Annotated in this window: 13 protein-coding genes; 5 read left to right on the top strand and 8 right to left on the bottom strand. The window is 64.3% G+C overall.

Features of this window, described 5'->3' with window-relative positions; genetic code table 11:
- The 3 genes from V6M52_RS13125 to V6M52_RS13115 all read right to left on the bottom strand — a co-directional run.
- A partial coding sequence (locus V6M52_RS13125) for a F0F1 ATP synthase subunit C (RefSeq protein ID WP_332701347.1) occupies positions 1-223 on the bottom strand: 223 nt, incomplete at its 3' end.
- 66 nt (positions 224-289) lie between these two features.
- Entirely contained in the window at positions 290-1,066 is a 777-nt protein-coding gene (locus V6M52_RS13120; RefSeq protein WP_332701346.1) for a F0F1 ATP synthase subunit A, read from the bottom strand.
- Positions 1,067-1,077: 11 nt separating this feature from the next.
- Positions 1,078-1,476, bottom strand: coding sequence for an AtpZ/AtpI family protein (locus V6M52_RS13115; RefSeq protein WP_332701345.1), 399 nt, complete (start codon positions 1,474-1,476; stop codon positions 1,078-1,080).
- 306 nt (positions 1,477-1,782) lie between these two features.
- Here V6M52_RS13115 and V6M52_RS13110 point away from each other — a divergent pair, with 306 nt between their 5' ends.
- Positions 1,783-2,286, top strand: coding sequence for a DUF1353 domain-containing protein (locus V6M52_RS13110; protein ID WP_332701344.1), 504 nt, complete (start codon positions 1,783-1,785; stop codon positions 2,284-2,286).
- Here the strand turns inward: V6M52_RS13110 and smc are convergent.
- From smc to V6M52_RS13095, 3 genes are all read right to left on the bottom strand, one after another.
- The gene (gene smc, locus V6M52_RS13105) at positions 2,283-5,738 is read right to left on the bottom strand and encodes a chromosome segregation protein SMC (protein WP_332701343.1); all 3,456 of its coding nucleotides are present in this window, start codon (positions 5,736-5,738) and stop codon (positions 2,283-2,285) included. The genes V6M52_RS13110 and smc overlap by 4 nt on opposite strands.
- A gap of 144 nt (positions 5,739-5,882) precedes the next feature.
- Entirely contained in the window at positions 5,883-6,638 is a 756-nt protein-coding gene (locus V6M52_RS13100) for a thioredoxin domain-containing protein (protein WP_332701342.1), read from the bottom strand.
- A gap of 102 nt (positions 6,639-6,740) precedes the next feature.
- The gene (locus V6M52_RS13095) at positions 6,741-7,211 is read right to left on the bottom strand and encodes a DUF721 domain-containing protein (protein ID WP_332694034.1); all 471 of its coding nucleotides are present in this window, start codon (positions 7,209-7,211) and stop codon (positions 6,741-6,743) included.
- Positions 7,212-7,387: 176 nt separating this feature from the next.
- Here V6M52_RS13095 and V6M52_RS13090 point away from each other — a divergent pair, with 176 nt between their 5' ends.
- Positions 7,388-8,440, top strand: coding sequence for an A/G-specific adenine glycosylase (locus tag V6M52_RS13090; RefSeq protein ID WP_332701341.1), 1,053 nt, complete (start codon positions 7,388-7,390; stop codon positions 8,438-8,440).
- 82 nt (positions 8,441-8,522) lie between these two features.
- On the top strand, positions 8,523-9,020 hold the full coding sequence (locus V6M52_RS13085) for a GyrI-like domain-containing protein (RefSeq protein ID WP_332694040.1): 498 nt from the start codon (positions 8,523-8,525) through the stop codon (positions 9,018-9,020).
- A gap of 15 nt (positions 9,021-9,035) precedes the next feature.
- Here V6M52_RS13085 and V6M52_RS13080 read toward each other — a convergent pair whose 3' ends face one another.
- Positions 9,036-9,218 (bottom strand): hypothetical protein, encoded by a 183-nt coding sequence (locus V6M52_RS13080; protein ID WP_332701340.1) that lies wholly within the window; start codon positions 9,216-9,218, stop codon positions 9,036-9,038.
- Positions 9,219-9,467: 249 nt separating this feature from the next.
- On the opposite strand from V6M52_RS13080, the gene dapA reads away from it, so the two are divergent.
- Positions 9,468-10,361 carry a 4-hydroxy-tetrahydrodipicolinate synthase gene (gene dapA / locus V6M52_RS13075; RefSeq protein WP_332701339.1) on the top strand — a complete coding sequence of 298 codons (894 nt, stop codon included), beginning with the start codon at positions 9,468-9,470 and terminating at the stop codon, positions 10,359-10,361.
- A 105-nt stretch (positions 10,362-10,466) separates the two neighbouring features.
- Positions 10,467-10,940: a VOC family protein gene (locus V6M52_RS13070; protein ID WP_332689539.1), complete on the top strand. Its 474-nt coding sequence runs from the start codon at positions 10,467-10,469 to the stop codon at positions 10,938-10,940.
- A 134-nt stretch (positions 10,941-11,074) separates the two neighbouring features.
- Here the strand turns inward: V6M52_RS13070 and V6M52_RS19995 are convergent, their stop codons facing one another.
- Entirely contained in the window at positions 11,075-11,413 is a 339-nt protein-coding gene (locus V6M52_RS19995) for a DUF6968 family protein (RefSeq protein WP_442881862.1), read from the bottom strand.
- Positions 11,414-11,983: the final 570 nt, after the last annotated feature.

Genomic DNA, 11,983 nt, shown 5'->3' with positions numbered 1-11,983 from the left:
CGACGAACAGCAGGATCAGGGCAACCAGGAACGAGAAGATGCCCAGAGCTTCGGTCACGGCGAAGCCGAAGATCAGGTTCGAGAACTGGCTCGGAGCAGCCGACGGGTTGCGCAGGGCGCCCGACAGGAAGTTGCCGAAGATGTTGGCCACGCCAATGGCGGCGCCGGCCATACCGAAACAAGCAATACCGGCACCGATGAACTTTGCGGCTTCAGCTTCCATTTTTTAGTCCTTTCAAGCGACTTTTTAAGCGGGGGTTCTGGCGGAACAGCCCGCCGTGACTGGTAGTTAGTGAGACGGGTGGATCGCGTCGTTGAGATACATGCAGGTCAGGACGGCGAAGACGTAAGCCTGAACGGCACCGACGAGAAACTCGAGGCCAGTGAGCGCAATGGCCATGATCAGCGGCAGCGCCGAACCAAGAATGCCGAGGAAACCCAGGCTGGACATGGTGACGATGAAGCCGGTGAAGACTTTGAGCGTGATGTGGCCGGCCAGGATATTGCCGAACAGACGCACGGAGAGCGAAATCGGGCGGCTCATGAAGGAGATGAACTCGATCGGCGCCACGATGGGAAGGATATAGCCGGGCACGCCCGAGGGCACGAACAGCTTGAGGAATTTCGGGCCGTTCTTGACGAAGCCGTAGATCACCACGGTCAGGAAGACCAGCATCGACAGCGCGAAGGTGACGATGATGTGGCTGGTGACGGTGAAGAAGTAGGGCACCATACCGAGCATGTTGGCCACGAGGATAAAGGTGAAGAGGCAGAATACCAGCGGGAAGAACTTCATCCCCGCCGTGCCGGCGGCACTTCGCACCATATTGGCCACGAACTCGTACATGAGTTCGGCCACCAGCTGTGCCCGACCCGGAACCACGCGCTTCGCGCCGGTCGACAGGATCATATAGAGCGACACGATCGCTACCGTGGCGACCATGAACAGCGACGAATTGGTAAAGGCAAAGGTCGTGCCCGAACCCTCGGTGCCGTCACCGCCAAGAGTGAACAGCGTGAAAATGTCTTCGATGACGAATTGGTGGATCGGATCAGTACCGGCCAAGATAGAGCCCTCTAAGCGTCATCATTGTCTGTCTCGTCTTCCACGTCGGGTCCGAGATCGGACCCCGGCGGGGGAGGCGAAGCGGCATTCATCTGCGCCACCACGCGGGTGACATTGAGTATTCCAGCGGCGAAGCCCACCAACAACATGATGAGCAAGCCCCAGGGGCTGGTCCCCAGGCCAAGATCGATGAGATAGCCAATGAAGGCCCCCACCAGGATCGCGGCGATGAACTCGGTACCGATGCGCATGCCGCGCGCCATACCGCTCATCTCCGGGGAGGCGTCCCTCGAGGCTCTGTTGTCCTCGATATCGCGTTCCCGCTTGGCCGAGGCGATGCGTGATGCAAGATCGCGCGTCACCCCTTTGGCGCTGTCCGGCTGACCTTTGGTATCTTGCGGTTTTGCCATCCGCGCGCTCCCCCCGGCCGGCTTTCTCCCGGAGTTTCCGGGACGCCCTTTAAGTCGCGCGCAACATAGTGGTGGGGTATGAGAGTGTCAAGACAACCACCTCGGCCGTAAGCTATTGTTTTACCACATGAAATCAGCTTGTCGCAGGGGTGCGGCATGCTGTCCACAGGCGATCGTGGCGAAGTCTGGGCGGGCCTGCAGGGATTCTGCCCTCTGCGGGCGTGCGGAAGCGCCGCGAACCCGGCCGCCGCTTGCCCTCGTGCCGGTCCTGTAATTCAATGCCGCTATCCGTGCGGGGAGGGTGGCATGGCCGGTCCTGAGACAGTCGACAGGTTTGGCGGCAAGCTGGTGCTGGTGCTGCTGGACAACAAGGTTGCTCCCTCCATCAAGGAGGGCAGGAGCCTTTGGGGCATGCATGACCCGCTGACCTACCGCCCCGGAGATCGGCAGCACACCATCACCGTTCCGGCGGGCTTCGTGACGGATCTGGCATCGGTGCCGCGCTGGGCCTGGATTCTGGTGCCGCCGGACGGGCCATGGGTCAAGGCCGCCATTGTGCACGACTATCTCTATTCGACCGGCGGCACCGGCAAGTGGAAGCGGCACAAGCCCTCCATTACCCGGCCCCAACCATATTCGAGGCTCGAGGCCGACCAGATCATGGCTGAAGCGATGGAAAATCGCGGCGTCGGCTGGTTCGCGCGAAGCCTGATCTATGCCGCCGTCCGCATCGGTGGGGCAGGCGGCTGGCGCGAGAACCGGGCGGCCATGGTCGATGAAAAGACCGAACGCTATGTGACCGGCGGCTAGCTCGCCTCGCGGAAGCTCTCGGCCGTCGTCAGGTCCACCGACACCAGCTGGCTCACGCCGCGCTCGGCCATGGTGACGCCGAACAGGCGATCCACCCGGCTCATGGTGATCGGATTGTGGGTGATGACCATGAAGCGCGTATTGGTGCGCTGCCGCATGGAATCGAGCAAGTTGCAGAAGCGCTCGACATTGGCGTCGTCGAGCGGGGCGTCGACTTCGTCGAGCACGCAGATCGGCGCCGGATTGGTGAGGAACACCGCAAAGATCAGGCTCATGGCGGTAAGCGCCTGTTCGCCACCGGAGAGCAGCGTCATGGTCTGCGGCTTCTTGCCCGGCGGGCGGGCGATGATTTCAAGGCCCGCTTCGAGCGGATCGTCGCTCTCGACAAAGCTGAGTTCGGCCGTGCCGCCACCGAAGAGGGTGGTGAACAGCTCTTGGAAATGCGCGTTGACCTTGACGAAGGCCTCGTTGAGCCGGGCGCGGCCCTCGCGATTGAGCGACTGGATGCCGGTGCGCAGCTTGGCGATGGCCTCCACCAGATCATTCTTGTCCTTGACCATCACATCGAGCTTCTCCTGAACCTCGATGGCTTCCTTTTCGGCCGAGAGATTGACCCCGCCCAGTCGCTCGCGCTCGGCCTTGAGGCGATCCACTTTCTGCTCAATGGCGGCTTCTGAGGGCAGCGCCTCCTCGGGGCGAATGCCCGAGGCTTCCAGCGTCTTGCTCGCCGGAATGTCGAGCACTTCCTCGATCTGCCGCTCGATCTGCTGGCGCTGGGCGATGAAGCCCTTGGCGCGCTCTTCGATGCGGGTCAGCTCGATCCGGGCATTGGCGAGAATTTCGCTGGCGGCCTTGAGCGCCTTGTCGGCCTCGCGATAGCCGGACTGCGCCACGTTGAGGCTGTCGCCGGCTGCCTGGTGCTCGATTTTCGCCTGCTCGATCTGGTCTTCGAGCTGGGCGCGCCGCGCCACGAAACCATCGGGCGTTTCATTGACACCGGCAAGCTGCGCGCTGACTTCGGCGCTGCGCTGGTCGAGCGTCGATAGCTGCGCCATTGCGCCATCGCGGCGGCGCTGCCAGCTCTGGGTGTCGCGCTCGAGCTGCGCCAGACGACCCTCGCGCATGCGGGCGGCGGTTTCGAAACTGCCGAGCTTGAGCCGGGCCTGATCGGCGCGCTCGCGGGCCGTGGTGAGAATGGCCTGGCCGGCCTCGGCGCGCTCGGCGGCATCGTCCTCGGTGCCGGCATCGGCGAGCGCCTCTTCGGCCTCGGCGCGAATGGCTTCGGCTTCGCTAACGCTGGAGGCGAGGCGGATACGGGCTTCTTCCAGCGCCGACTGGCGCGTCGTCAGATCGCCAATGGCGCGCTGCGCCTTGTCGACTTCTGATTGGGCAGCGCCGATGGCATGCTGGGCCGCGCGCCAGGCCTCGCGGCACCCGCGTTCATGCTGCCGCGCAGTTTCGAGTGCGGACGTCAGCGTCTCCACATCGCGCTTGTGGGCGTTGCGTTCGCCCTTGGCGCGGGCGATTTCCTCGTCCAGATCGGTGAGGCGATTGCGCTGCGCCAGGCGCTGGGCCGCGGCGCTCGGCGCATCGGCGGCGGAAATAAAACCGTCCCAGCGCCACAGCGCGCCATCGAGCGTCACCAGCCGCTGGCCGGGCTTGAGCGCATGCATCAGGCCCGGGCCATCCGCCGCATCGATCAGGCCGATCTGGTCGAGACGGCGCTTGAGTAGCGCGCTGCCGGTGACATAGCGCGATAGCGGCTCGGCGGCCTGGGGCAGGGCAGCGTCATCCGTGTGATCGACCGGCACCGACCAGTGCAGCGGCGCGCCGGCGTCCGAACTGGCTTCGAGGTCATCTCCCAAAGCCGCGCCGAGGGCGGTTTCATAACCGGGCGTTACCTTGAGCTGGTCGACAATGGCCGGCCACAGGCCCGAGCCGACATTGAGCATTTTCGCCAGCGTCGCGGCCTCGGCTTCGAGCCGGTTGAGCGCGGCTTCGATTTCAGCCAGGCGCGGGCGGGCGGCGTCGAGCTTGCTTTGCGCGGCGGCGGTGGCCTCGTCGGCCAGCAGCGCCAGATGCTCGGCTTCGGCGGTGGCGGCCTGGGCGGCGGCAAGGGCGGCGCGCTTGCTGGCTAGGGTTTCGTCGGCATCGAGGCTGGCGGCGACGCTCTGCGCTTCCTGCTCGACTTCGGCCGACTGCTGCGTCAGGCGTTGGATGCGCGTGGCCGCGTCCTGCGCGGAGCGGATCGCCTGCGCCCGGCGCGCCCGCACCTGCGCCAGCGTATCGGCAGCGCTGCGCGCTTCGATTTCGGCGCTGGCGACGGCAGCGCGGGCGGCGTCGGCTTCAGCGCGGGCGCGGTCGAAATCGGCCTGCGCCGCTTCGCCCTCGGCGGCGAGGCGCTCCTGTTCCTCGTCATAGGCGGCCAGGGTCATCTCCGCCTCAGCCACCAGTTCGCGCTCGCGTATGCCGTCGGCGGCGAGCTGGCGGATGCGGTCTTCCAGTTCGGCGCGGCGCTGGCTGGCGCGGCGGGATTCCTCGGCCAACTGTTCGGCCAGGATCGTATAGCGCTGCAAGACGGCGCCGGTCACCGCCTCGCGGTCGCGCAGCGGCTGCAAAGCGGCGTCGGCAGCTTCGAGCTTTTTCTGCGCCTGCAATTCGAGATGGTTGGCATCGGCCAGCTCGCGCACCAGCACCGCCTGCTGCGCCTCGGTTTCCTTCTCGGCGAAGCGGGCGGCCACCCAGCGGATATGATAGAGCGTCGCCTCGGCACGGCGGATGTCCCCCGACAGCGAACGATAGCGGGTGGCCAGGCGCGCCTGGCGCTTGAGGGTTTCAAGCTGGGTCTCGACCTGGGCGATGATGTCGTCGACGCGTTCCAGATTGGTCTCGGCAGCGCGCAGCCGCAGCTCGGCCTCGTGCCGGCGCGAATGCAGCCCGGAAATGCCGGCGGCTTCCTCAAGCAGCGCCCGGCGGGCGGTGGGCTTGGCGGCGATCAGTTCGCCGATCTGGCCCTGCCGCACCATGGCGGGCGAATGAGCGCCGGTCGAGGCATCGGCAAACAGCAATTGCACGTCGCGGGCGCGCACTTCCTTGCCATTGACGCGATAGACGGAGCCCGCCTCGCGCTCGATGCGGCGGGTGACTTCGAGAATATCGGCATGGTTGAGCGCGGCGGGCGCCGTGCGATCGGAATTGTCGAGGACGAGGGTGACTTCGGCGGAATTGCGCGCCGGGCGATTGCCCGAACCCGAAAAGATCACATCATCCATGCCCGAGGCGCGCATGGCCTTGTAGGAGCTTTCGCCCATCACCCAGCGCATGGCTTCAACGAGATTGGACTTGCCGCAGCCATTGGGCCCGACAATGCCGGTCAGCCCCGGTTCCATCACCAGGGTCATCTCGTCGCTGAACGACTTGAAGCCATGCAGCTTGAGGCGGGAGAATTTCATCGGATTCCCACCCACCGGACGACACCCTCCCCCTTGCGGGGAGGGCTGGGGAGGGGGGCGGTTGGCCACGGTGAGATTGGGGCTCTCAACACCCCCTCCCAACCTCCCCCGTCGAGGGGGAGGTGCAGATCGTGTTTGCGGACGCTACTGCGCAGGCGTTGCGGCCGGATCGGCGGGCGCCATGGCATCGACGGCCGGAGCCATGGCGTCGGTTGCCGGGACTTCAGCGGCGCCCGTGGTGGCCACGAAATCGGCAGGGACGAGCGGATCGATTTCAGCGGCGAGCTGTTCGAGCGTCTTGTCACCTGTGAGCGTCTTGCCATTGACATAGAATGTCGGGGTGCCTGCCAGACCGAATTCATCCAGCGCCTGTTCGCGCAAGGCTTCCATCCCGGTGAACAGCGCCTGATTCGTCAATGCGGCGTCGAAAGTTTCCTGGGTAAAGCCCAACTGCTTGGCGATTTCGAGGATCGCATCGCGCGGCGTCGGCGAACTGGCCCAGGTGGTCTGGGTCTTGAAATAGGTCGAGAGCACATTGTGGTAATTGGTCGGGCCGGCGGCCTCGGCCAGCATGAACACGGCAGCGTCGAGCACGTTGCGCACGAAGGGCCGCACGATGAGCTTGACCTTGCCGGTATCGACATAGGCCTCAACAAAGCTGGGCAGCACATCATTGGAGAAGGTCGCGCAATGCGGGCAGGTGGGCGAAGCATATTCGATGACGGTGACGGGCGCAGTTTCGCTGCCCTGGACGTGGTCAACATGGTCGCCAGCGGGCGCCATCAGCTTGGCAACGTCGACCATGTCGCCTTCGGCAGCGTTAGCGGTGGCGACCCCGCAAAGGCTCAAGGCCGACGCGGCCGCAGCCAGGATGAGGGTGTCACGGCGGTTAAAGTTCACGACTAACGCTCCTGTTTTTGTTGCGCGCGACACTACACGCGGCAAATGTGTGGGCAAGTGGGCACCTTCATCAACCCGCCGTGAACGGTCTGGTTGCAAATCCTAGGGCTCGTCCCGCCCCGATCTGCTGGATAGCGCGTGACCAAGAGTCCGCAACGCTTCCCTCAGATCGTCATCTGCCACATCGGCCACCTGGGCCCCGACCTTTGCGATCACGCTCTGGTTCGGTTGCAGCGGTTTTTGCTCCTTGCGGCCTGAACCGGGGGTGAACGGCTCCGCCGACAGGCGCACGGCCCCCACCAGCACGAAGCCGAAATAGCGGTTGATTGACGCGGCGATCTTTGGACCCTCATGGGCGATGGCCATGGCGTGGCCCGGTACGCAGCGCAGCACCAGCGTTGCGCCCTCTGCACTGCGCTCGCCGCGCGGCCAGCTCAGCTTGTCGGGAATGGCCACCTCATCATAGGGCTTGGGCGCCATCACCGACCAATGCGCGATGATATCGCGGCTGGCAAAGCCGCGCTTTTTCAATACCGGATCGAGCGCGCCGCTCAGCACATCGGCGACGCTCATCGTCCGATTGCGGCGTTTCGGTTCGGGTAGCTCATCCTTGGACATGGATGATGGAGTAAACCCGTCCCCGCGCCCTCACAAGGGGGAGGGAGCCAGATCGCGCCTGTGCTGCGCCTTCCACAAGGTGAACGTCCGCCCCCTTGTGGACAGGGCCGGCGTGGCTGTATCCGATTTCCATGTATCTTCCGGACCCCGCCCCCATCGATGCTCCCTCCGTGCTCGCCTGGTATGACCGGCACGCGCGCGACCTGCCCTGGCGCATTGCCCCGGCTGATCGGGCCCGCGGGATAAAGCCTGACCCCTATCGCGTCTGGCTCAGCGAGGTCATGCTGCAGCAGACCACGGTTGCAGCGGTGAAGGCCTACTTCCTGCGCTTCACCAGCCTCTGGCCAACCGTCCATGATCTCGCTGCCGCGCCGCTCGACAGCGTGCTCAAGGAATGGGCCGGCCTGGGCTACTATGCCCGCGCGCGGAACCTGCATGCCTGCGCCCAAGCCGTGGTGAGCGACCATGGCGGTGTGTTTCCCGATACGTCGGCCGGGCTACAGACCCTTCCCGGCATAGGCGCCTATACCAGCGCCGCCATCGCCGCGATCTGCTTTGACGAACCGATCGCCGTGCTCGATGGCAATCTCGACCGCGTACTGGCGCGCTATTATGCGCTGCCTGTCCCGGTGCGCGAAGCCAAGGACGCGTTGCGGGCGGCCCTGCAGGCCTCGGTGCCCGAGCGGGCTGGGGACTTCGCCCAGGCCATGATGGACCTGGGCGCCACCACCTGCGCCCCGCGCGCTGCCGCCTGCATGCTCTGTCCCATCCAGCCGGGATGTATCGCCACCAAAGCGGGCGATCCGACCATCTATCCCGTCAAGCCGGAGAAGGCCGTGCGCCCCGTGCGCAAGGGCCATGCCTATGTGATGCTCGACGCCGATGGTGACGTCTACCTGCAAAGTCGGCCCGAAAGGGGCCTGCTGGGCGGCATGACCGAAGTGCCGGGCTCCGACTGGGCCGCCGTGCTGCCGGTGACGGATTATCCGGCGACGGGTGCCTGGGCGCACCGGGGGCAAGTGGTGCATGTGTTCACCCATTTCCGGCTGGAGCTGGAAATATGGTCAGCCCAGGTGCCGGCCGAAGGGCTCCATGGAGGCTGGTGGGCCGCACCCCGCGCGTTCAAGGGCGAGGCGCTGCCCACGCTGTTCAGAAAGGTGCTGTCGGCGGCAGGCCTGGACTAGCTATCTGCGTTTTGCGTGACCTGGATCAATTACTGGGTAGGCTTTGGGGGCCATGCTGGGGCTTCAGCACCAGGAGTATCCGATGCCAGCGTTTCACATTGTCACTCTCAAGCCCGAACCCTTCGCCTATATCACCATGACCACGCCCATGGCTGAGATCGCCCAGGCAATGGGGCAGGGTTTCGACCGGTTGGGCGCTGCCTTCGGCCAGTCTGGCGCCAGAATGGCCGGCATGCCGATGTGCCATTATACCGCCTATGACGAGAAGACGACGACCTTCCAGCTCGGCTTCCCGGCGCGCCCCGATGAACTCGACAAGCTCAGGGCCGCCGGACTTCAGACCGGCGAGACGCAGTCCGGGCGCAACATGAAGGCGGTGCATATGGGGCCATATGATACGGTCGCAAAAACCTACACTGCCATGACCGAGGCGATGAAGGCGCGCGGACTGACCGGGGCGCAGGACATGTGGGAAGTCTATTGCAGCCCGCCAGACACTCCCCCCGAAAAGATCAAGACGGAAATCCTCTGGCCGGTGCAACAGGCGGAGCGCGACGCCAACGGCCGGCTGCAAGGCTAGAGCCGGCAGTCAGTATCAGGCGGAACGCAAATTGCGCACGGCATAGGTGTCGGTGCCCTCAATATCGGCCCATACGCGGTTCCGTCCCCCATGCTTGGCCCGGTAGAGGGCGACATCGGCACGGTCGACTGCCGCGGCCGGCGCTGTGCCCGGCGCGACGAAACCCGCAGGCTCAGAGGAGCGGCTTTGTAGAGACATTGCTCCACAAGGTGCAGACCACGGCAAGATTGGAGTGCGCCAGGCCACATTGACAATGCGCCGACTATGCCCGACTCTCATTGCATGATCTGCCGCCGCGCTACGTTCAAGACCTCGAAAAAAGCCCCCGCATAGGGGCTGATGGTCGTCGCGCGCAGAGATTAGCAAGCACACGGATCAGATTGACCCTGCCGGTTTCGACGGGGCTTTTTTGTGCGCGCTCCGTCTCCGGCTCAGAGGAGATGGACTATGGAAACCAGCCGATCGGCATTGCAGGGCATCTGGCTGCCGCTGATAACCCCGTTCCGCGACGGTGCGCTCGATGAGCCATCCCTGCGCCGGCTCGTCGCGCACTATGCGGCCCAGCCGCTCGATGGCTTCATCCTCGGCGCGACGACGGGCGAGGGCATGTCGCTGGATGACGACGAAACCGAGCTTCTGGTGTCGATCACCCGGGCTGTGCTCGAAGCTGCGGGCCGGCATATCCCCATCTATCTGGGGCTCTCCGGCAGCGACACGCGCAAGCTCGTCAAGGCGCTGGACCGCACCACCGCCTGGGGCGTGGATGGCTACCTCATCGCCTGTCCCTATTACACGCGGCCGTCGCAGCTGGGCCTGTTCGCGCACTTCTCGGCACTTGCCGACAATACGGCCAGGCCCATCATCATCTACAACATCCCCTACCGAACCGGGGTCAATCTCGGCAACGAGACCATGCTGCGGCTCGCCGAGCGGCCCAACATTGTCGGCGTCAAGGATTGCTGCGCCGACCCCGCGCAGTCCTTCGACCTCGTGCGCCACAAGCCGGCCGATTTCGCCGTGCTGACCGGAGAGGACCCGTTCTACCATTCGGCCCTGACCCAGGGTGCGGACGGCGCCATATTGGCCTCGGCCCACATTCGCACCGCCGACTTCGTCGCCATTCGCGACAAGCTGCTTGCCGGTGACCAGCCCGGCGCACTGGCTGACTGGCAGCGCCTCGCCGATCTGCCGCGCCTGCTATTCGCCGAGCCCAGCCCCGGCGCGATCAAGCACTGGCTGTGGCGGGCCGGCCTGATCGACAGCCCGGAAATGCGGCTGCCAATGGTGCCGGTGAGTGAGGTTCTGGCGGGCAGGATTGAGGCGGCGCTTGGCGAGACGTGAAATCGGTTCGCCGCAGACGTTGCGTCGGAACTCCCGGCGGCGTGAGCGCATTGACGTTCATGTACCGCCAACCCAGCTGCAGGCGCCAAAGGACAAGCAATGGCAATCCCCCGGAACACAATCTGCCTATGGTACGACAAGGACGCGGAGGCCGCCGCGCGCTTCTACGCTGCGACCTTTCCAGATAGCTCGGTCGACGCTGTCCGGACTGCGCCAAGTGACAATCCTTCGGGCAAGCAAGGCGACGTGTTGACTGTCGAGTTCACCGTCGCCGGCATTCCCTGTCTTGGCCTCAATGGTGGGCCAGACTTCAAACAGAGCGAGGCGTTCTCGTTCCAGATCGCTACGGACGATCAGGCGGAAACCGACCGCTACTGGAACGCCATTGTCGGCAATGGCGGCCAGGAGAGCGCCTGCGGCTGGTGCAAGGACAAGTGGGGCGTCTCCTGGCAGATTACGCCGCGTGCACTGACCGAAGCCATGGCCGCTGGTGGGGCGGAAGCCAAGCGCGCCTTCGACGCGATGATGACCATGAAGAAAATCGACGTCGCGGCAATCGAAGCGGCACGGCGGGGCTAAGCGGATGAACAAACAAAAAGGCCGCCGGGGCAAACCGGCGGCCAGTAATAGAGCCAGAGACGTGACAGGATACAACGCGGCTGGCGAGCTGAACCCGCGCGGAGGCCTTGCCGAGACCGTTGGCAATGTCCGCCTCAATTCCCATCAAACTTGGCGTCATCGCCGACCAGCAGATGCCGCGCGTCTTTGGCAATAGGGAACCCGTATCCATTGCCGGGCCTATCAAAGACGAGGGTGCCCGCTTTGTGATAGGCACTCGCATAGAGTTCAACGCCAATATTTTGCAGGGCAATGGTCAGCGCTTGCACCGCATCAATGCCAAAGCCAGCGCCAGCCCTTGGCCGTTCGGGCCAGTCGATTTCATATCGGCATATCCAACCACGATCCTCCTGTTGTGGCTGGAAAAGCCGCACTGGAACGTCGCGGCGGTGACCCTTGTCCACTACCGCAAGTAGTCGAGTTGCGAATGGCATTGGAACCTCAATAACTCAAAGGACGAATTGTGAAACCGTTTAGGCAGTCGCTGTATCTGAGCGCCGCCTGGGCGTGACAACTCCGAAGTCCCACCATCTTGCAGTGAAACGTGTCTTTGTCATAGAGCGCCCAGCACTCGTCCTCGGTGAGCCGGCTACCATGGCGACTTTCGAGCGTCCCCCAACATCAACCCATTGTCCGCCGTCCGATCGACCGCGCGGCGCTCTTGGTTGATCCGGGTTGAAGCGTTTGATCTCGGCCTCGGCACGCCGGATAGCTATCGCCGCTCGCACCTCGAGAATTGCCTGCTTAAGTTCAAGTAGTGGTCTCATTTACCCTCCTGTCGCGCTACCAGAAGGATACGGGCAGGTGAAAGCAGGGGGATAAGTTCACAAACAAAAAGGCCGCCGGGGCAAACCAGCGGCCTAGTCAAGAGCCTGAGATATGATTGGAGGTCAGGATCAGGCAGAAAGCAAATCAAGTTTTGCACGGATGCCCGTGCGGAGTTCGTCTATCGGGCTGGTCTGCCCGTTTTGTTCGTGGTGCCAGAAGGTCCACCCGTTGCATGC

Source organism: Devosia sp., assembly GCF_036676215.1.
Taxonomy (GTDB): Bacteria; Pseudomonadota; Alphaproteobacteria; order Rhizobiales; family Devosiaceae; genus Devosia.
The sequence above is the reverse complement of the archived record's forward strand: the minus strand, read 5'-3'. Positions and strand labels throughout refer to the sequence as shown.